At 61.3% G+C, this 17,281-nt stretch carries 20 protein-coding genes; 8 read left to right on the plus strand and 12 right to left on the minus strand.

Annotated elements, in window-relative coordinates; all coding sequences use genetic code 11:
* Window positions 1-5: 5 nt before the first annotated feature.
* Together ACIPOO_RS24990 and ACIPOO_RS24995 are read right to left on the minus strand one after the other, a co-directional pair.
* On the minus strand, window positions 6-239 hold the full coding sequence (locus ACIPOO_RS24990; RefSeq protein ID WP_400610524.1) for a DUF1161 domain-containing protein: 234 nt from the start codon (window positions 237-239) through the stop codon (window positions 6-8).
* A gap of 130 nt (window positions 240-369) precedes the next feature.
* Window positions 370-801 (minus strand): OsmC family protein, encoded by a 432-nt coding sequence (locus ACIPOO_RS24995; RefSeq protein ID WP_274132044.1) that lies wholly within the window; start codon window positions 799-801, stop codon window positions 370-372.
* Between the two features lie 298 nt (window positions 802-1,099).
* Here ACIPOO_RS24995 and ACIPOO_RS25000 point away from each other — a divergent pair, with 298 nt between their 5' ends.
* On the plus strand, window positions 1,100-2,101 hold the full coding sequence (locus ACIPOO_RS25000) for an LLM class flavin-dependent oxidoreductase (protein ID WP_274132045.1): 1,002 nt from the start codon (window positions 1,100-1,102) through the stop codon (window positions 2,099-2,101).
* A 185-nt stretch (window positions 2,102-2,286) separates the two neighbouring features.
* Here the strand turns inward: ACIPOO_RS25000 and ACIPOO_RS25005 are convergent, their stop codons facing one another.
* Together ACIPOO_RS25005 and ACIPOO_RS25010 are read right to left on the minus strand one after the other, a co-directional pair.
* Complete coding sequence (locus tag ACIPOO_RS25005) at window positions 2,287-2,511, minus strand: DUF1161 domain-containing protein (protein ID WP_400610527.1); 225 nt, start codon at window positions 2,509-2,511, stop codon at window positions 2,287-2,289.
* Window positions 2,512-2,661: 150 nt separating this feature from the next.
* A complete protein-coding gene (locus ACIPOO_RS25010) occupies window positions 2,662-2,877 on the minus strand; it encodes a dodecin (RefSeq protein ID WP_274132047.1) in 216 nt (71 codons plus the stop codon).
* 190 nt (window positions 2,878-3,067) lie between these two features.
* On the opposite strand from ACIPOO_RS25010, the gene ACIPOO_RS25015 reads away from it, so the two are divergent.
* Window positions 3,068-3,394: a YqjD family protein gene (locus ACIPOO_RS25015; RefSeq protein WP_120128247.1), complete on the plus strand. Its 327-nt coding sequence runs from the start codon at window positions 3,068-3,070 to the stop codon at window positions 3,392-3,394.
* Between the two features lie 20 nt (window positions 3,395-3,414).
* Here the strand turns inward: ACIPOO_RS25015 and ACIPOO_RS25020 are convergent, their stop codons facing one another.
* A complete protein-coding gene (locus ACIPOO_RS25020; RefSeq protein WP_400610529.1) occupies window positions 3,415-4,314 on the minus strand; it encodes a LysR family transcriptional regulator in 900 nt (299 codons plus the stop codon).
* A 134-nt stretch (window positions 4,315-4,448) separates the two neighbouring features.
* Between ACIPOO_RS25020 and trpB the strand changes: the two genes are divergently transcribed.
* The 3 genes from trpB (at window position 4,449) to ACIPOO_RS25035 (ending at window position 7,116) form a co-directional block, all read left to right on the plus strand.
* On the plus strand, window positions 4,449-5,675 hold the full coding sequence (gene trpB, locus ACIPOO_RS25025; RefSeq protein ID WP_400610531.1) for a tryptophan synthase subunit beta: 1,227 nt from the start codon (window positions 4,449-4,451) through the stop codon (window positions 5,673-5,675).
* The gene (gene trpA, locus ACIPOO_RS25030) at window positions 5,675-6,487 is read left to right on the plus strand and encodes a tryptophan synthase subunit alpha (protein WP_400610533.1); all 813 of its coding nucleotides are present in this window, start codon (window positions 5,675-5,677) and stop codon (window positions 6,485-6,487) included. The genes trpB and trpA overlap by 1 nt, the downstream gene beginning before the upstream one ends.
* Window positions 6,488-6,612: 125 nt before the next feature.
* Window positions 6,613-7,116 (plus strand): anti-virulence regulator CigR family protein, encoded by a 504-nt coding sequence (locus tag ACIPOO_RS25035; protein ID WP_400610535.1) that lies wholly within the window; start codon window positions 6,613-6,615, stop codon window positions 7,114-7,116.
* A gap of 144 nt (window positions 7,117-7,260) precedes the next feature.
* Here the strand turns inward: ACIPOO_RS25035 and ACIPOO_RS25040 are convergent, their stop codons facing one another.
* Entirely contained in the window at window positions 7,261-7,590 is a 330-nt protein-coding gene (locus tag ACIPOO_RS25040; protein ID WP_274132057.1) for a DOPA 4,5-dioxygenase family protein, read from the minus strand.
* A gap of 145 nt (window positions 7,591-7,735) precedes the next feature.
* Window positions 7,736-8,665 carry a choline sulfate utilization transcriptional regulator gene (locus ACIPOO_RS25045; RefSeq protein ID WP_400610537.1) on the minus strand — a complete coding sequence of 310 codons (930 nt, stop codon included), beginning with the start codon at window positions 8,663-8,665 and terminating at the stop codon, window positions 7,736-7,738.
* Window positions 8,666-8,779: 114 nt separating this feature from the next.
* Between ACIPOO_RS25045 and betC the strand changes: the two genes are divergently transcribed.
* Complete coding sequence (gene betC / locus ACIPOO_RS25050; protein WP_400610539.1) at window positions 8,780-10,285, plus strand: choline-sulfatase; 1,506 nt, start codon at window positions 8,780-8,782, stop codon at window positions 10,283-10,285.
* 38 nt (window positions 10,286-10,323) lie between these two features.
* Window positions 10,324-11,250: a choline ABC transporter substrate-binding protein gene (gene choX / locus ACIPOO_RS25055; RefSeq protein ID WP_400610541.1), complete on the plus strand. Its 927-nt coding sequence runs from the start codon at window positions 10,324-10,326 to the stop codon at window positions 11,248-11,250.
* Between the two features lie 116 nt (window positions 11,251-11,366).
* On the opposite strand, the gene aroE is transcribed toward choX, so the two are convergent.
* Both aroE and hemF read right to left on the minus strand, forming a co-directional pair.
* A complete protein-coding gene (aroE, locus tag ACIPOO_RS25060) occupies window positions 11,367-12,197 on the minus strand; it encodes a shikimate dehydrogenase (RefSeq protein ID WP_400610543.1) in 831 nt (276 codons plus the stop codon).
* A complete protein-coding gene (hemF, locus tag ACIPOO_RS25065) occupies window positions 12,197-13,117 on the minus strand; it encodes an oxygen-dependent coproporphyrinogen oxidase (protein WP_400610545.1) in 921 nt (306 codons plus the stop codon). The genes aroE and hemF overlap by 1 nt, the downstream gene beginning before the upstream one ends.
* 213 nt (window positions 13,118-13,330) lie before the next feature.
* On the opposite strand from hemF, the gene ACIPOO_RS25070 reads away from it, so the two are divergent.
* Window positions 13,331-14,308, plus strand: a complete 978-nt coding sequence (locus ACIPOO_RS25070; protein ID WP_400610547.1) for an NADPH:quinone reductase — start codon at window positions 13,331-13,333, stop codon at window positions 14,306-14,308.
* Between the two features lie 102 nt (window positions 14,309-14,410).
* Here ACIPOO_RS25070 and ACIPOO_RS25075 read toward each other — a convergent pair whose 3' ends face one another.
* The 3 genes from ACIPOO_RS25075 to ACIPOO_RS25085 form a co-directional block, all read right to left on the minus strand.
* Entirely contained in the window at window positions 14,411-14,968 is a 558-nt protein-coding gene (locus ACIPOO_RS25075; RefSeq protein WP_274132064.1) for an L-threonylcarbamoyladenylate synthase, read from the minus strand.
* A 39-nt stretch (window positions 14,969-15,007) separates the two neighbouring features.
* Window positions 15,008-16,120, minus strand: a complete 1,113-nt coding sequence (gene dprA / locus ACIPOO_RS25080) for a DNA-processing protein DprA (protein ID WP_400610549.1) — start codon at window positions 16,118-16,120, stop codon at window positions 15,008-15,010.
* Window positions 16,121-16,244: 124 nt separating this feature from the next.
* Window positions 16,245-17,270, minus strand: a complete 1,026-nt coding sequence (locus ACIPOO_RS25085; RefSeq protein ID WP_274132067.1) for a LysM peptidoglycan-binding domain-containing protein — start codon at window positions 17,268-17,270, stop codon at window positions 16,245-16,247.
* Between the last annotated feature and the right edge of the window lie 11 nt (window positions 17,271-17,281).

Here is a 17,281-nt window from a genome sequence, read left to right on the forward strand (position 1 = left end):
GCAGGTTACCGATCATTCTTCTGGTAGATGATCTTTTTGGTGCCGTTTTCGCACGAACCCACGACCATATTCTGATCGTGAACCTCTTCGTTGCTGACGATCTCGAGGGTGTAGGAACTGACGTTCTGCGCCTGGATCTTGGCTTCGATCTCGGCCTTGAGTTCTTCGCAGGGCTTGGGCGCGGCGAAGGCACTGGTGGTCAGGGCGCTGACGATCAGGGTTAACACAATACGTTTCATGTGGGGCTCCTAAAGCCGTGCGCTGCGCAGCGGCATTGCATCAGACCTTGCCGTGCCCGGCCGGTTCTACCGGTCCCATAACGACAATGACCCGCAATTGCGGGCCATCGAAGTTGCTACAGGGCAGTTATCAGCTGACCAGTGTGGCGTCCAATGTGATCTTGGCGTTTAGCACCTTGGAGACCGGGCAGCCTTCTTTCGCGGCTTGGGTCAGGCGCTCGAACTGCTCCTGGGTCGCGCCCGGCACCTTGGCCTTGAGGGTCAGGTGAACCGCGGTGATCGCGAAGCCGCCATCGACCTGGTCCAGGGTGACGTCGGCAGTGGTGTCGATGCTGTCGGCCTTCAGGTTCTCGCCACCGAGGATCATCGACAGTGCCATCGAGAAGCAGCCTGCGTGCGCCGCGCCGATCAGTTCTTCAGGGTTGGTGCCCTTGCCGCCTTCGAAACGGGCCTTGAAGCCGTAAGGCGCTTCACGCAGCACGCCGGTTTCAGTGGAGATGCTGCCGATGCCTGACTTCAGATCACCTTCCCAGTGGGCGGATGCTTTCTTGACGATGCTCATGGTGTCTCCTCGTGAAATAGGTGCGAAGGGCTCGCACATGGACAAAAGTCAGAGGAGTGTAGGCGCCACTTGGTTCAACCGTTGTGACGCCTGTGCTTTTTTAACGAAAGGTTTTTCCTGAATGACTAGGCATATTTCCGACCAAATCAGTAGGGATTTTCTCGCTACCCATTGCAACCTGAGAATCCGGCCTTATCCTATGGCTTAACGCAAATATTTAGTCTTAATGTGGGTATCGCTTTCGCGCCGGCCGTTTATTCGGCGCAGGGCCCGGCCCCAAGAGGATCAACCGCAGCCTATGAAACGTTTAGCTGATGTGAAGATTTCCATGCTCGATCTGGTTCCGGTGCGCGAGGACAAAGGCCCGGCCGTCTCCCTGCACAACTCGCTGGATCTGGCGCAACACGCCGAGAAATGGGGTTACAACCGCTTCTGGGTGGCCGAACACCACAACATGGACGGCATCGCCAGCTCCGCGACTTCCGTGTTGCTGGCGTACTTGGCGGGCGGGACTTCGAGCATCCGCGTAGGCTCCGGCGGTGTGATGCTGCCCAACCATGCGCCGCTGGTCATCGCCGAACAGTTCGGCACCCTGGCAAGCCTGTTTCCCGGTCGCATCGACCTGGGCCTGGGCCGTGCGCCTGGCTCCGACCAGATGACCGCCCGCGCCCTGCGCCGTGAACGATCCGGCAGCGCCGATGACTTCCCGGACGACGTCGCGGAGCTGATGAGCTATCTGGGCCCGCGCCAGCCGCATCAACGGGTGATCGCCGTGCCTGGCAGCAACACCAACGTGCCGATCTGGCTGCTGGGCTCAAGCCTGTTCAGCGCGCAACTGGCCGGCCAGCGCGGTTTGCCCTACGCCTTCGCATCGCATTTCGCGCCGCGCTACATGCACGAGGCGATTCGCGTCTATCGCAATCATTTCCAGCCTTCCGAGGTGCTGGACAAGCCTTACGTGATGCTGGGCGTGCCGCTGGCGGCCGCCGATACTGACGAGCAGGCCGACTATCTGGTGACCTCGGTGTACCAGCGCATCCTCAACCTGATGCGTGGCCAGAGTCTGATGCAAAAGCCGCCCGTGGACAGCATGAACGGCCTGTGGCTGCCCCACGAGCGCGAGGCGGTGATGGATTTCCTGGGCCTTGCGATGGTTGGCGGCCCCGAGAAGATCCGCGCCAAGCTGGAGGTGCTGCTTGAGCAGACCGATGCTGATGAGCTGATCTTCACCTGCGACATGTACGAACACGCCGACCGGCTGCGTTCGTATGAAATCCTGGCGCAGGTCGCCAGGGGCTGAGCCCGGCCAACCTTGTACTTGTAAGAGCGCGCTTGCCCGCGACTGCGGTGTGTCAGACGACGCATCCGTTACAGGCAAACCGCCGTCGTCCGAATGCGGCCCAGAGCAAGCGCGCTCCTACGGGTTACGCGGTGCAATAAAAAACCGACGCAGTGGCGTCGGTTTTTTTGTACAACGGGCCGAAATCAGCCGCGCTTGTAGACAATCTCCTTGCTGCCGCCGTCGCAGGTGCCGACAACCTTGCCACCCGCCGCGCTGCCTTTGTCCACCGCCTCCAACGTGTAGGACGACACGCCCTTGGCCTTGATCTTCGCGTCGATCTCGGCCTTCACGTCATCGCAGGATTTCCCGGCTGCCATGGTGGTGCCCGCAATACTCAACAACCCTACCGCCAAAAGAATCTTCTTCATCGGTCACACTCCATCGTCAGGCGCTTTTCAAGCGAAAGAGGCCGCCCGAAAAGGGCGGCCCGATACATGAAACACGCGTCCGAATTCACGAACGGCGGGTTATGTATAGTGAAGGTTGTGGCATTCGGCCAGTTCGAAAGTTCAGTGTTTTCAGCTGTTATCGATGCGGAAGCCCACTTTGAGGGTCACCTGGAAGTGCGCCACCTTGCCATCCTCGATGTGGCCACGGGTTTCGATAACTTCGAACCACTCCAGCAGCTTCACCGTCTTGGCGGCCTGGGCGATCGCATTCTGGATGGCGTCGTCGGTGCTGGTGGTCGATGAGCCGACCAGTTCGAGGATTTTGTAGGTGCGATGATCGGACATGGCAGTTCTCCTAATGGGGTCTTTTGCAGCGTAGCAGCGAATTCAATCCCTACCTCTGGCGGGAGAAACGCCCGGAAAGTTCACAAAAATCACCCTTGGGCAAACCCGCGACCAACCTTCACTGCACTTTCTGAAAACCCTGTAGTCGGAATCTTCACACGCCACTCATCACTGCAGGAGAGTCACAATCATGGCATTCACCTCATCCCGTAAAGCGTCGCTGCAAAGCATGGAAGCCGAGATCGAAAGTCTGCTCAAGTCGTTGGAGAGCTTGAAGTCGGACGCTTCGGACGAGTCGCGCAAAACCCTGAAGACTCTGAAAGCCAACGCTGAAAGCGCGCTGAGCCATTCGCGCAGCCTGCTGAGCGATGTCTACGAAGACGTCAAAGTGAAAACCCGCGAAACCGGCGTGGCTACCCGTGATTACGCCCAGGAACACCCTTGGACTACAGCCGGTGTGGCTGTTGGTGCAATCGGTCTGCTGGCAGCGTACTTGCTGTGCAAGCGCGGTAACTGACCGGAACATGCAGGGCACCGTTACACCGGGCCTGAACGCGCCAGCTCTTGCCCCAGCCACTGGGCCAATTGCCGGGCGCGCCCGTCGGCGGCACGTTTAGGCACCCACAACGCCAGTTGCGCCGGGGTTTCACTGAAACCCCATGGCGCAGCGAGGCGACCTGCCTTCAGGTCATCGGCTACCAGCTGCTCAGGTGCGATGGCGATCCCCAGGCCTGAAACAGCGGCCTCCAGCAAGTAATACAGATGCTCGAAACCTTGGCCGTAATGCAGCGCGTCGGGATTGATACCGTTGTGTTTCGCCCAGCTAGGCCAAGCCTGCAAGCGCGACATGGTTTGCAGCAACGGCTCGTTCAACAGCGCAGTGGCAGGCGCCGCGCGCAGGGACTCGAAGCGCGCAAAGCGGGGGCTCATGACCGGGCCGATCCGCTCGCTGGCCAGTTCGAATACCTGCATGTCGGCAGGCCAGGGTGGCTCTGCGAACACCAGCAATGCGTCCAGCCCGGGGCGGCGTGGATCGAGATCACCTTCACCGGCGGACAGATGCAGGCGCAAATCCGGCAAATCTGCATTCAATCGCCCAAGCCTGGGGATGAACCAGCGCGCCAACAGGCTCCCCGAACAACCCAGAACGAATGGCGCATCGGCGCTGCCCTGGCTCAACTCGGCACATACGCTGCGCAACCGGTCGAAAGCCTCGCCGCTGGCATCGCGCAGACGAACACCCGCATCTGTGAGTTTAAGGCCGCGCCCCTCCTTGCTGAACAGGCTCACGCCCAAATGTTCTTCCAGCGCCTTCAACTGCCGGCTGACCGCGCCGTGGGTGACATGCAGTTGTTCGGCGGCCTGACTGACGCTGTTCAGGCGGGCAGTGGCTTCGAAAGCGCGCAGGGCGTTCAGCGGGGGAAGGTCGCGGCTCATGATATCTGTGAGTTTTCCTGACAGGTTGTGGCGATCTTATCGGTTTTCACCGGCCTGCGCGCTGGTTAAAGTGTGTTCACTGCCTCAACGGCTCACCCTATTTGTCACTCGGCACTAGTCAATTGGAGCTCCTCATGTCCCAGACTCAGACCCAATATCGCAATGGCCCGGACGATCGCGGCATGTTCGGCGCGTTTGGCGGCCGTTACGTCGCTGAAACCCTGATGCCCCTGATCCTCGACCTGAACCGCGAATACGAAGCGGCCAAGAACGATCCTGCATTCATCAAGGAACTGGCCTACTTCCAGCGCGACTACGTGGGCCGTCCAAGCCCGCTGTATTTCGCCGAGCGACTGACCGAACACTGCGGCGGCGCCAAGATCTACCTCAAGCGCGAAGAGCTGAACCACACCGGCGCGCACAAGATCAACAACTGCATCGGCCAGATCCTGCTGGCGCGGCGCATGGGCAAGAAACGCATCATCGCCGAGACCGGCGCGGGCATGCACGGCGTGGCAACGGCCACCGTGGCTGCACGTTTCGGCCTGGAATGCGTGATCTACATGGGCACCACCGACATCGAGCGCCAGCAGGCGAACGTGTTCCGCATGAAGCTGCTGGGCGCCACCGTGATCCCGGTTGTCGCCGGCACCGGCACCCTGAAAGATGCGATGAACGAGGCGCTGCGTGACTGGGTGACCAACGTCGACAGCACCTTCTACCTGATCGGCACCGTTGCAGGTCCGCACCCGTATCCTGCGATGGTTCGCGACTTCCAGGCCGTGATCGGCAAGGAAACCCGCGAGCAGCTGCAAGAACAGGAAGGCCGCCTGCCGGACAGCCTGGTCGCCTGCATCGGCGGCGGTTCCAACGCCATGGGGCTGTTCCACCCGTTCCTGGATGACACCACCGTGCGAATCATCGGCGTCGAAGCGGCCGGCCACGGCATCGAGACCGGCAAGCACGCAGCCAGCCTGAACGGCGGCGTGCCGGGCGTACTGCACGGCAACCGCACCTTCCTGCTGCAGGACGACGACGGCCAGATCATCGACGCCCACTCGATTTCCGCAGGCCTGGACTACCCCGGCATCGGCCCTGAACACGCCTGGTTGCATGACATCGGTCGCGTCGAATACACCTCGATCACCGACGACGAAGCCCTGGCCGCGTTCCACCAGTGCTGCCGCCTGGAAGGCATCATCCCGGCGCTGGAAAGTGCCCATGCCCTGGCCGAAGTGTTCAAGCGCGCACCGACGCTGCCAAAAGATCACCTGATGGTGGTCAACCTGTCCGGTCGCGGTGACAAGGACATGCAAACCGTCATGCATCATCTGGATCTGTCCCAGCAGGAGAAACACTGATGAGCCGCCTGCAAACCCGTTTTGCCGAGCTGAAAGAACAAAACCGCGCCGCCCTGGTGACCTTCATCACCGCAGGCGACCCGTCTTATGACACCTCGCTGGCAATCCTCAAGGGCCTGCCAAAATCCGGTGCCGACGTGATCGAGCTGGGCATGCCCTTCACCGATCCGATGGCCGACGGCCCGGCGATCCAGCTGGCGAACATTCGTGCGCTGGATGCCAGACAGAACCTGGCGAAAACCCTGCAGATGGTTCGCGAGTTCCGTACTGAAGACAGCAACACGCCACTGGTGCTGATGGGCTACTACAACCCGATCCACAACTACGGCGTCGAACGTTTCATTGCCGAAGCCCATGAGTCCGGCGTCGATGGCCTGATCGTTGTCGACCTGCCGCCAGAGCACAACAACGAGTTGTGCGACCCTGCGCAGGATGCCGGCCTGGACTTCATCCGCCTGACCACGCCGACCACCGACGACAAGCGTCTGCCGACCGTGCTCAACGGTAGCTCCGGCTTCGTTTACTATGTGTCGGTTGCAGGCGTGACCGGTGCAGGCTCGGCGACCATCGAGCACGTCAAGGAAGCCGTTGCGCGTCTGCGTCGTCACTCGGACCTGCCGATCAGCGTCGGTTTCGGGATTCGTACGCCAGAGCAGGCCGCAGCCATCGCCCGCGTTGCAGACGGTGTGGTGGTGGGTTCTGCGCTGATCGACCAGATCGCCAATGCCCAGTCGCCGGAGCAAGCGGTCAGCGGCGTGTTGAAGCTCTGTTCGGACTTGTCCGAAGGCGTGCGTAAGGCCCGTGTAGCCTGAAGGTAAAGTTCCTGATACAGAGGAATCTGCAGCTTCGTTAGCAGACTAAGTAGTACAGCAAAGGGGTTCGGAACCTGATTCTGAACCCCTTTTTGCTGACTCGAATTTGCTCAGGAGCGCGCTACATGAAAGTCTCGAATCGTCTGATCGCAGGGTTGGGTGTGTTGATGGTCAGCGCCAGCGCGCTGGTCCACGCAGCGCCGCCGGATCAACGTGACGGCCACGATGATCACGGCCAGGGTCAACAGCACCAGGACCGAGGCCCGCAAGGTGGTCCGCAGGGCGGCCCTCAAGAGCAGCGAGGCAATGACCACCGCAACGAGCAACATGCCGACAACCGTGGCGACGATCATCGTGGCGGCCGTCCTCCTTCAGATTTCGGCGACGTTCGCCGCACGATCTCCGAGCATCGCGAAGTCATCGGTCGCGGCCAACCGTTGCCGCCCGGTGTGCACATCGTGAAGGGCCACCCGCTGCCAAGGGGCTACGGCCGCCGTCTGGACGACCGCTCGCTGCAATACCTGCCGCGTTACGAAGGCTACGAATGGCGCCGCCTCGGCCCGGATATCGTGCTGATCGCGGTGGGCAGCGGGATTGTGTATGAGATTCTGGAGGGTGTGCTGAACTGATACCCCGACAGTCCCCTGCCGCCAAAACCCTGTAGGAGCGCGCTTGCCCGCGATGGCGGTGTGTCTGATACAAAATTTGTCACAGACACACTGCCGTCGCGGGCAAGCGCGCTCCTACAACGGCGACGACAATAGTGGCTTTCGTTATCTGAACATCCCCACATTCAACTCGCGGATTCCGCCCATCCAGATAGCATGTTCGGTGTGGTCGGCCAGATCATCACCGGTCGAAGGGTGGATGAAGATCACCAGCCCATTGCGATTCAGCGCCAGGTACAGCATCACATCGGCGAACTGCGCGTGGGAAAACGCCAACTGGCAGCTCCAGTCCGGATGCGGTCCTACAGGGCGCTCATGCACACGGCCCATGCGAATGTCGAATTTCGCCGCAACGGTTTCGCACAAGGCCCGGGCCTGCTCGATTGTCTGGGCGTCGAAGTAAACGTGGGCGTGGTAGCCCTCAATGGGTGACATGTTCAATCCCTCAATCTTGAATTCATTCATCGTCATCGACGATGAACCTGTAGGAGCGCGCTTGGTCTGGGCCGCATTCGGACGATGGCGGGTTGTCAGATGTAAATGTGTCACAGACACGCCGCCGTCGCGGGCAAGCGCGCTCCTACAAGACAGGTGCTAGAGCACCGCTAACTGCCTGCTCACTTTTTAACCAGTCGACAAACCGCTGAACAATCTGCACCCGGCGTTTGCGCTGTGGCAGAACAATGTAATACCCATACGCCGAAATCGCCGCACTCTCGACCGGGCGGCACAGCAGGCCTTGCTCCAGCAAATCATCCACCAGATGCCGCCAGCCAATGGCCACGCCCTGCCCACCGATGGCAGCCTGAATCAGGAGGGTGTAATTGTCGAACCGCAACTGGCCGGGCGCAGGCGCCTGGGCGATGTTCAGCGCACGAAACACACCGGCCCAATCGAACCAGTTATTGCCGCCTTCGCCACGCAAATGCAACAACGGATAATCGCGCAGCGCCTCGTTGGGCATCGGCAGGGCGCGGCCCGCCAGCAATTGCGGGCTGCACACAGGGAACACTTCTTCGCTGAACAGCCAGTGGCTTTCGCCCTGTTTGAAGCGCCCGTCGCCGAACAGCACGGCCACGTCGATATCGGCGCGCAGCATGCTGTGGCTGCGTTCACTGGTGACCAGGCTCACGTCGACATCGGGGTTCTGCTTGTGAAAACGATGCAGGCGCGGCATCAGCCAGTACGCCGCAAAGGCGAAGTCGGTCGCGACCTGCAGTACCTCGTGCTGATGCTGCTCAGTAATCAGGCTCAGCCCCGCATCCATCGACTGCAGACCGGCCTGCACGTGGTTGAACAGAATCTCCCCGGCGTCGGTCAGTTCGATTCCGCGATAGATGCGATCGAACAGGCGCGTTGCCAGTTGTTCTTCTAACCTTTTGATTTGCTGGCTAATGGCCGGTTGGGTGGTGCCCAGTTCGATGGCGGCAGCCGTGAAACTGCGCAAACGGGCAGCGGCTTCAAAACCGCGAAGCAGGTCCAACGACATGTCACCGAGGGATTCAAACATAAGCGTGGATTATCCTAGGCATTGCGTTTTATGGGCTTTACCGCTGATCCCATGGGTCTCATTCTCTGGAACAGCAATTTCGCATAAATATTCACTATGGAATGCCGCGAAGACATGAAGCGCAAGAACATTCTTTTCATCATGGCCGATCAGATGGCCGCGCCGATGTTGCCGATTTACGCCTCATCTCCAATCAAGATGCCGAATTTGAGCCGCCTCGCCGCCGAAGGCGTGGTGTTCGACGCCGCTTATTGCAACAGCCCGCTGTGCGCGCCGTCGCGTTTCACCTTGGTCAGCGGCCAGTTGCCGAGCAAGATCGGCGCCTACGACAACGCTGCCGATTTTCCTGCCGATGTCCCGACTTACGCCCACTACCTGCGCCGTCTGGGCTACCGCACCGCGCTGTCGGGCAAGATGCACTTCTGCGGCCCGGATCAACTGCACGGCTACGAAGAGCGCCTGACCAGCGACATTTACCCCGCCGACTACGGCTGGGCCGTGAACTGGGACGAGCCGGACGTGCGCCCGACCTGGTACCACAACATGTCGTCGGTGCTGCAGGCAGGCCCGTGCGTGCGCACCAACCAGCTCGATTTCGACGAAGAAGTGGTGTTCAAGGCCCAGCAGTACCTGTTCGACCATGTGCGCGAAGACGGCGACCAGCCGTTCTGCCTGACGGTGTCGATGACCCATCCGCACGATCCGTACACCATCCCCAAGGAGTACTGGAACCTCTACAGCGACGACGAGATTCCGATGCCGCCTGCGCCACCTGCCCAGGCCGATCAGGACCCGCACTCCCAGCGCCTGCTCAAGGTCTATGACCTGTGGGACAAGCCGCTGCCCGAGCACAAGATCCGCGACGCCCGCCGTGCGTATTTCGGTGCGTGCAGCTACATCGACGACAACGTCGGCAAACTGCTGAAGACCCTGGAAGACACGGGCCTTGCCGAAGACACCATCATCGTGTTCTCGGGCGACCACGGTGACATGCTTGGCGAGCGCGGCCTCTGGTACAAGATGCACTGGTTTGAAATGTCTGCCCGCGTGCCACTGCTGGTCTACGCTCCGGGGCAGTTCAAGGCTGGCCGCGTGAAAGCTGCCGTGTCCACCGCCGACCTGCTGCCGACTTTCGTCGCCCTGGCTGAAGGCGGGCTGGAAAACGGCCTGCCACTGGACGGCCGTTCGTTGCTGCCGCATCTGCAAGGCGAGGGCGGTCACGACGAAGTGTTCGGCGAGTACATGGCCGAAGGCACCAACAGCCCGCTGATGATGATCCGTCGCGGTGCCTACAAATTCATCTATTCGGAAAAGGACCCATGTCTGCTGTATGACGTGTACAACGATCCGAAGGAACAGGAAGAGTTGAGCCAGTCTTCGGCCCATCGCGACCTGTTCAACGCGTTCCTGGCAGAAGCACGGGCCAAATGGGACATCAAGGCGATACACCACCAGGTGCTCGCCAGCCAGCGTCGTCGGCGTTTCGTTGCCGAATCGCTGGCCCTCGGCAAGCTGAAGAGTTGGGATCACCAGCCGCTGGTAGACGCCAGTCAGCAATACATGCGCAACCATATCGATCTCGACGATCTGGAGCGCAAGGCCCGTTATCCACAACCTTGAACCCTGCCACCACCTAGAAAACCAAAAAGGGGCACACCATGAAGAAGTTGTTCACAACGCTGGCGGTTGCGGTGATGAGCTTGAGCAGCGTCGTTGCATACGCCGCTGACGCAAGCTGCAGTACGGTCAAGATGGCAGATCCGGGTTGGAGCGATATCGCTGCAACCAATGCCACCGCGGGCTTTCTGCTCGACGGCATGGGTTACAAGACCAAGGTCGATACGCTGGCAGTGCCGATTGCCTATGGTGGTCTCAAAGACGGTCAGATGGACGTTTTCCTGGGCAACTGGATGCCTGCGCAGCAGGGCTTCTACGACAAGTTCATCGCCACCGGCGATGTGACGCAATACGCCAAGAACCTGGAAGGCACCGAGTTCACCCTCGCGGTGCCTGACTACGTCTACGACGCGGGTGTGCATAACTTCGCCGACCTGAACAAGTTCGCTGACAAGTTCCACAAGAAAATCTACGGCATCGGCTCGGGGGCTCCGGCCAACGCATCGATTCAGGAGATCATCAAGAAGAACGAGTTCGAGCTGGGTGACTGGAAGCTGGTCGAGTCGAGCGAACAGGCCATGCTGGCCGAAGTGCAGCGCAACGTGAAGAAGAAGGACTTCGTGGTGTTTCTGGGCTGGACGCCGCACCCGATGAACGTGCAGATCAAGGGGATGAAGTACCTCAAGGGTGGCGAGAAGTACTTCGGTGACACCGGCAGCGTCTACACCGTGACCCGCAAGGGCTACGCCGACGCCTGCCCGAACGTCGCCAAGCTGTTCTCCAACCTGACGTTCACCCAGGACATGGAAAACACCATCATGAAGAACGTGGTGGACAACAAGGTCAGCAACACCGATGCGGTCAAGGCCTGGATCAAGGAAAACCCGGCGGTGCTTGAGAAGTGGCTCAACGGCGTGAAAACCGTTGATGACAAGGATGCGCTGCCTGCGGTTAAGGCGAAGTTGTAACAGCCTGCGATCTCACCTTGTAGGAGCGCGCTTGCCCGCGACTGGGTTGGGTCAGCGACGAATCTGTCGACTGACACAATGCTGTCGCGGGCAAGCGCGCTCCTACAGGTCAGATACTATGCGCTCTGCGCCATCAACCGCCGCAACTCGGCCAGCACCGGCTTCGAATCCGGGCGTACGCCGCGCCACAGGTAGAACGCTTCGCCCGCCTGCTCAACCAGCATCCCCAACCCATCCACCGCTTTCCCGGCCTTGTGCTCCATGGCCCAGCGGCAGAATGCGGTCGGTTCCTTGGCGTACATCATGTCGTAGCAGAAGGTTTCGCCAGGCTGGATCAGGCTCGGCGCAATCGGCGGCAGCTCACCGGACAGGCTCGCCGACGTCGCGTTGATGATGATGTCCACCGGCTCTTCCAGCCAGTCATAACCGGCCGCCAGGATCGGCCCCAGCTCGGCGAATTCCTGCGCCAGCTTCTCGGCCTTTTCCACCGTACGGTTCGCCACCACCAACGCCTGTGGCTCCTGCGCCAGTAACGGCTCCAGCGCGCCACGCACCGCGCCGCCGGCTCCCAGCAACAGGATGCGTTTGTCCTTGAGGGTGATGCCGTGGTTGACCTTCAGGTCCCGTACCAGGCCAGCGCCATCGGTGTTGTCGCCCAGCAACGTGCCGTCAGGCTGGCGGGCGAGGGTGTTCACCGCGCCGGCACGACGCCCGCGCTCGGTCAACTGGTCGGCCATGCGATAGGCCTCTTCCTTGAACGGCACGGTGACATTGGCGCCACGCCCGGTCTCGAAGAAGTGCCGGGCAAAGGCGGTGAAGCCATCCAGCGGCGCCAGGGAGGTCTGATAATCCAGCGACTCGCCGGTCTGCTCGGCGAACAGCGCATGAATCAGCGGCGATTTGCTGTGGGCGATGGGGTTGCCGAACACTACGTATTGGTCAGTCATTATTGGGCGTCCTCGGCCAGCCAGTCGCGGTCTTGCAGGAAGTAGTCAGTCAGGCGAGCCTCCTCGCTGCCAGGTTCCGCTTTCCAGTCGTAGCCCCAGCGCACCTGCGGCGGCAGCGACATGAGGATCGACTCGGTACGCCCGCCCGATTGCAGGCCGAACAGGGTGCCGCGGTCGTATACCAGGTTGAATTCCACATAACGCCCACGGCGGAATTCCTGGAATTCACGCTGCTGCGCCGTGTAAGGCGTGGCCTTGCGGCGCTGGACGATGGGCAGGTACGCATCGACGAACGCGTCACCAATGGCGCGCAGGAAGGCGAAGCTGGTGTCGAAGTCCCACTCGTTCAGGTCATCGAAGAACAGGCCGCCCACACCCCGTGGCTCGTTGCGATGCTTGATGTGGAAATAGCGGTCGCACCAGGCCTTGTAGCGCGGATAGACGTCCGCCCCGAACGGCGCGCAGGCCTGCTCGGCCACGCGGTGCCAGTGAATGCAGTCTTCCTCTACGCCGTAGTAGGGCGTGAGGTCAAAGCCGCCACCGAACCACCAGACCGGCTCTTCGCCTTCTTTTTCCGCGATGAAGAAACGCACGTTGGCGTGGGAGGTCGGAACATGTGGATTGTGCGGGTGCATGACCAGCGACACGCCCAGGGCCTCGAAGCCACGCCCGGCCAGTTCCGGACGGTGCGCGCTGGCTGAAGGTGGCAGCCCCGAACCGAATACATGGGAGAAATTGACCCCACCTTTTTCGATGACGTCGCCGTTCTCGATCACACGGGTACGCCCGCCACCACCGGCCGGGCGCTCCCAGGCGTCTTCGACGAAGCGGGCCTTGCCGTCTTCGTGCTCAAGAGCGGCGCAGATCCGGTCTTGCAGATCGAGCAGGTAGGCTTTGACGGCATCGGTGCGAAAGGACATGGCAGTACCTTGAGTAACCTGAAACGGGTTTTTGAGTGCCGTCTTCGCTGGCGCGGGCAGCGTCAGTCGGAACGTGCGGCTCGAAATTGGCGCGTAGCATATCACCCGCCAGACCCGCGCCGCAGTTGACGAAGACCAAACGAAGGAGTCCGATAGAACCCTTTCGCGCATATAGTTGATCCACGCAGTTTCGATCCATGACGGAGAAAGCAAATGGCAAAGCGTATCCAGTTCCGCGCTCACGGCGGCCCTGAAGTACTCGAGTATGTCGACTTCGAACCAGGCACCCCGGGGCCGAATGAAGTACTCGTGCGCAACAAAGCGATTGGCGTCAATTTCATCGAAACCTATTTCCGTACCGGCCTGTACCCGGTTGCCAATTTCCCTTCGGGGCTGGGCAACGAAGGTGCAGGCGTGATCGAGGCGGTCGGCGCAGAAGTCACCCACGTGAAGGTTGGCGACCGCGTGGGCTACGGCACCGGCCCGCTGGGCAGCTACGCCGAGGTGCATCGCACCCCTGCGGCCAACGTGGTCAAGCTGCCGGACAACATCACCTTCGAACAGGCCGCCGCCGTCATGCTCAAGGGCCTGACCGTGCAGTACCTGTTCCGTCAGACGTACGAAATCCGTCCGGAAGAAACCATTCTGTTCCACGCGGCGGCCGGTGGCGTGGGCTCGATTGCCTGCCAGTGGGCCAATGCCGTGGGCGTGAAGTTGATCGGCACCGTCAGTTCGCCCGAGAAAGCCGCTCACGCCAAGGCCAACGGCGCCTGGGCGGTGATCGACTACAGCAAGGAAGACGTGGCCAAGCGCGTGCTTGAATTGACTGATGGCAAGAAAGTGCCGGTGGTCTACGACGGCGTGGGCAAGGACACCTGGGAAACCTCGCTGGACTGCCTGGAGCTGCGCGGCCTGCTGGTCAGCTTCGGCAACGCCTCGGGCGCGGTGTCGGGAGTGAACCTGGGCGTACTGGCGCAGAAAGGCTCGCTCTACGTCACCCGCCCGACGCTGGGCTCCTACGCCAACACCCCGGAAGCCTTGCAGGCGATGGCCGATGAAGTGTTCGCGATGGTCAGCAGCGGCAAGGTCAAGGTCGACGACATCCAGACCTTCGCGCTCAAGGATGCGGGCAAGGCCCACACCGAGTTGTCGGCGCGCCGCACCACCGGGTCGATGATTCTGGTGCCGTAACAACCAACGTAGGAGCGCGCTTGCCCGCGACCGCGGTGTGTCTGTGACGAATTCACATCTGACACAACGCCGTCGCGGGCAAGCGCGCTCCTACAGGGGGCGTTATCCCGCCCGTACGACCTCGGCGGTCACCAGATCGCGGATCACGCTCGGATTGCGCCGCCCACCCAGACTCCCGCCCAGCACCATGTCCAGCTGACCATGAAAGTACTGCTCGATGCGCAGCCGTGACTTGGCCGCCGGGCGTCCGGTCGGGTTGGCCGACGTGGACACCAGCGGGCCAGTCAGCGCGCACAGTTCGCGCACCAGCGGGTGATCGCTCACGCGCAACGCCACGGTGTCACGCCCACCGGTGATCCAGTCGGGCAGCAGGCCCTGATGCGGCACCAGCCAGGTGTTCGGACCCGGCCAGGTACTGGCCATGCGATCGATCCACAGCTCCGGGAAATCCTCGAACAGAAAGTCGAACTGCCGAATGTTGTCGGCGATCAGGATCAGGCCTTTTTCGACAGGCCGCGACTTGATCGCCAGCAGACGGTAGACCGCCTCCACGTCCCACGGGTCGCAGCCCAGTCCCCATACTGCCTCGGTTGGATAGGCAATGACCGCTCCGGCCCGGATCTCTCGTGCGGCTTGTTGCACACGCCAACTGCTGACCATCGTTCGCTCTCCGAATGTACGCTGGCCAGCAGTTTAACCTCAGGGCGCGCGGGCAAACCATCGTCCGGCTTCACAAGCCACGCTGCTGTCCAGTTCAAGCTCGGTCAATGCCGCCAGCACCTTGGGCAACGGCCAGCCGCTGGACAGTGCAAGTGCCTCGCTGGTCTGCGGCGCGGCATGCAGCAGAGCGAGCAGAGGATGAGCAGGTTGAACGCGGCGCGCAGGAGGACCGGTGTCCACAGGCAGGTTCTTCCAGCCCTGCAGGGCTTCGAGGATATGCTCGACGGTTTCCACCAGCACCGCTCCGTCGCGTATCAATTGGTGGCAGCCCTTGGCACCGGGGTGATGGATCGATCCCGGAATCGCATACACCTCTCGCCCCTGTTCTGCCGCCATCCGCGCGGTGATGAGGGAGCCACTGGCCATGCTGGCCTCGACCACCAGCACGCCCAGGGACAGCCCGCTGATGATCCGGTTGCGTTTGGGGAAGTTCGTCGAGTGGGGTGGTTCGTCCAGGGGCAGCTCGGAAATCACCGCGCCACCTTCCGCCAACATGCGCGCTGCCAACTGGCGGTGCCGCTGTGGATAAAAATTTTCGATCCCTGTTCCCAATACCCCGATCGTGCCGCCTTTTACGTCCAGCGCGCCCTTATGAGCGGCGCCGTCGATGCCCAACGCAAGGCCACTGGTCACGACAAATCCGGCGCTCGCCAGGCTGCGTGAGAAGGCTGTTGCAGTGTCCAGGCCAGGTCTGGAAGCACGCCGGCTGCCGACTATTCCCAACTGCGGACGGTCGAGCAGCGTGCGGTTTCCAGCGACGAAAAGCAGCGGTGGCGGGTCGGGAATTTCGGCGAGCAGGGCGGGGTAGTCCGCATCGTCCCACATCAGCAAATGCTGGTCCGGATGCTCTAGCCAGCGCAATGCGGCGCTGGCGCCGTCGCGTATTCCGGTGCTTCTGCGAGCCTCGGCGCTGGCCGCTGGAAGACCCAGCGAGCGCCAGGCCGAAGCGGGCGCGCTCAGGGCTGCGCAGGCGCCGCCAAACGCATCGATGAGGTTCTTGAAACGCTTGGGGGTGATTCCGGGCAATCGATGGAGCCGCAGACGCGCCTCCAGTTCGGCAGGCGACTGCCCGTCTTTTTCAAACATCGGCATGCATGCTTCCTTGATCCAGGACCCACTTCGGGAAGTGGGCAAGCCTGTGGATAAGTCTGTTGACAACACTTAGATAAGTGAAGCATGCCGGTGGAAAAAAGTGATTCAGACCTGATACATAGGATTACGGATTGCGCACCTTGTCATTGACCGCCAAAGATCGGGTGGCGTGCAGCACCATCGCGTAGCTCAGGCGATTGTAGGTGCGGAAAACCATCAGCATCCCGGAGCGCTCGTCAGGAATTTTCACCTGATCGCCAGTGATCCGGTCGCGAACGGTTTCGCCGGTCTTGTAGATCGCCAGGACGTTGCCCTCGGCCAGCCCGTCGAGGCGACCGCGATCGAGGGTCACCACGTCGAATTCACCGATCTGGGTCACGCCACGCGGAACGTCGATGATCACGCCTCGCACTTCCCGCTGTGGCTCGCTGGGCACGAAGTTGGAGTTAATCGCGCGCTCTTCGCTGACGAACAGGCGGTCACCCAGACGCACTTCCTGGGTCGAACGCTGCATCTGCAGGGTCGCGACGTCACCCTCGCTGGCCACCAGATCACCACTGCCGATGTCGTCGGCGTTCACGCCCAGCGGTTCGTTGGTGTCCGGATCCACGTAGATCTTGCCTTTGCGGAAGATTCCGTACGACACGTGGCTTGGGTCGAAATAACCCCGCGCATAGATGCGGTCACCCGCCCCGCTGAGCACCCGCTCGCCGTTACCCGCCACGATATAAGGCGCGTCCTCGAACTGCTCCGCGGTGTCCATGATCCGGTTGTTCAGCAGGAAGGCGTTGATCGCGCCCAGCGGAATGGTCGGGATGGCTTCGGCGATGGGCGTGCTGCGCACACGCGGTGACAATTTGATCGTGCCGCGGGATTCACCACGGTTGACCACGATGCGCGGCTGGCCATCGACGTAAATGAGGTTGAGGGTATCGCCGGGGTAGATCAGGTCCGGATCGTGGACCTGTGGGTTGGCCCTCCAGATCTGCGGCCATTTCCACGGCTGGCTCAGGAATTTTCCGGAAATGTCCCAAAGTGTGTCACCGGCGACAACGGTGTAGCTCTGTGGATGACCTTCCTTGAGCTGTACTTGCGCCTGGACCAGGCCTGTCGCGGCCAACAGCAGCAGGGCGAGTAGTGATTTCCTCATGCGGTGAATCC

This window comes from Pseudomonas sp. NPDC090201, from assembly GCF_044746825.1.
GTDB classification, from domain to species: domain Bacteria; phylum Pseudomonadota; class Gammaproteobacteria; order Pseudomonadales; family Pseudomonadaceae; genus Aquipseudomonas; species Aquipseudomonas putida_AD.

Coding starts and splice junctions, on each gene's coding strand:
- ACIPOO_RS24990 (WP_400610524.1), bottom strand. CDS start 239: ATGAAACGTATTGTGTTAACCCTGATCGTCAGCGCCCTGACCACCAGT.
- ACIPOO_RS24995 (WP_274132044.1), bottom strand. CDS start 801: ATGAGCATCGTCAAGAAAGCATCCGCCCACTGGGAAGGTGATCTGAAG.
- ACIPOO_RS25000 (WP_274132045.1), top strand. CDS start 1,100: ATGAAACGTTTAGCTGATGTGAAGATTTCCATGCTCGATCTGGTTCCG.
- ACIPOO_RS25005 (WP_400610527.1), bottom strand. CDS start 2,511: ATGAAGAAGATTCTTTTGGCGGTAGGGTTGTTGAGTATTGCGGGCACC.
- ACIPOO_RS25010 (WP_274132047.1), bottom strand. CDS start 2,877: ATGTCCGATCATCGCACCTACAAAATCCTCGAACTGGTCGGCTCATCG.
- ACIPOO_RS25015 (WP_120128247.1), top strand. CDS start 3,068: ATGGCATTCACCTCATCCCGTAAAGCGTCGCTGCAAAGCATGGAAGCC.
- ACIPOO_RS25020 (WP_400610529.1), bottom strand. CDS start 4,314: ATGAGCCGCGACCTTCCCCCGCTGAACGCCCTGCGCGCTTTCGAAGCC.
- trpB (WP_400610531.1), top strand. CDS start 4,449: ATGTCCCAGACTCAGACCCAATATCGCAATGGCCCGGACGATCGCGGC.
- trpA (WP_400610533.1), top strand. CDS start 5,675: ATGAGCCGCCTGCAAACCCGTTTTGCCGAGCTGAAAGAACAAAACCGC.
- ACIPOO_RS25035 (WP_400610535.1), top strand. CDS start 6,613: ATGAAAGTCTCGAATCGTCTGATCGCAGGGTTGGGTGTGTTGATGGTC.
- ACIPOO_RS25040 (WP_274132057.1), bottom strand. CDS start 7,590: ATGTCACCCATTGAGGGCTACCACGCCCACGTTTACTTCGACGCCCAG.
- ACIPOO_RS25045 (WP_400610537.1), bottom strand. CDS start 8,665: ATGTTTGAATCCCTCGGTGACATGTCGTTGGACCTGCTTCGCGGTTTT.
- betC (WP_400610539.1), top strand. CDS start 8,780: ATGAAGCGCAAGAACATTCTTTTCATCATGGCCGATCAGATGGCCGCG.
- choX (WP_400610541.1), top strand. CDS start 10,324: ATGAAGAAGTTGTTCACAACGCTGGCGGTTGCGGTGATGAGCTTGAGC.
- aroE (WP_400610543.1), bottom strand. CDS start 12,197: ATGACTGACCAATACGTAGTGTTCGGCAACCCCATCGCCCACAGCAAA.
- hemF (WP_400610545.1), bottom strand. CDS start 13,117: ATGTCCTTTCGCACCGATGCCGTCAAAGCCTACCTGCTCGATCTGCAA.
- ACIPOO_RS25070 (WP_400610547.1), top strand. CDS start 13,331: ATGGCAAAGCGTATCCAGTTCCGCGCTCACGGCGGCCCTGAAGTACTC.
- ACIPOO_RS25075 (WP_274132064.1), bottom strand. CDS start 14,968: ATGGTCAGCAGTTGGCGTGTGCAACAAGCCGCACGAGAGATCCGGGCC.
- dprA (WP_400610549.1), bottom strand. CDS start 16,120: ATGCCGATGTTTGAAAAAGACGGGCAGTCGCCTGCCGAACTGGAGGCG.
- ACIPOO_RS25085 (WP_274132067.1), bottom strand. CDS start 17,270: ATGAGGAAATCACTACTCGCCCTGCTGCTGTTGGCCGCGACAGGCCTG.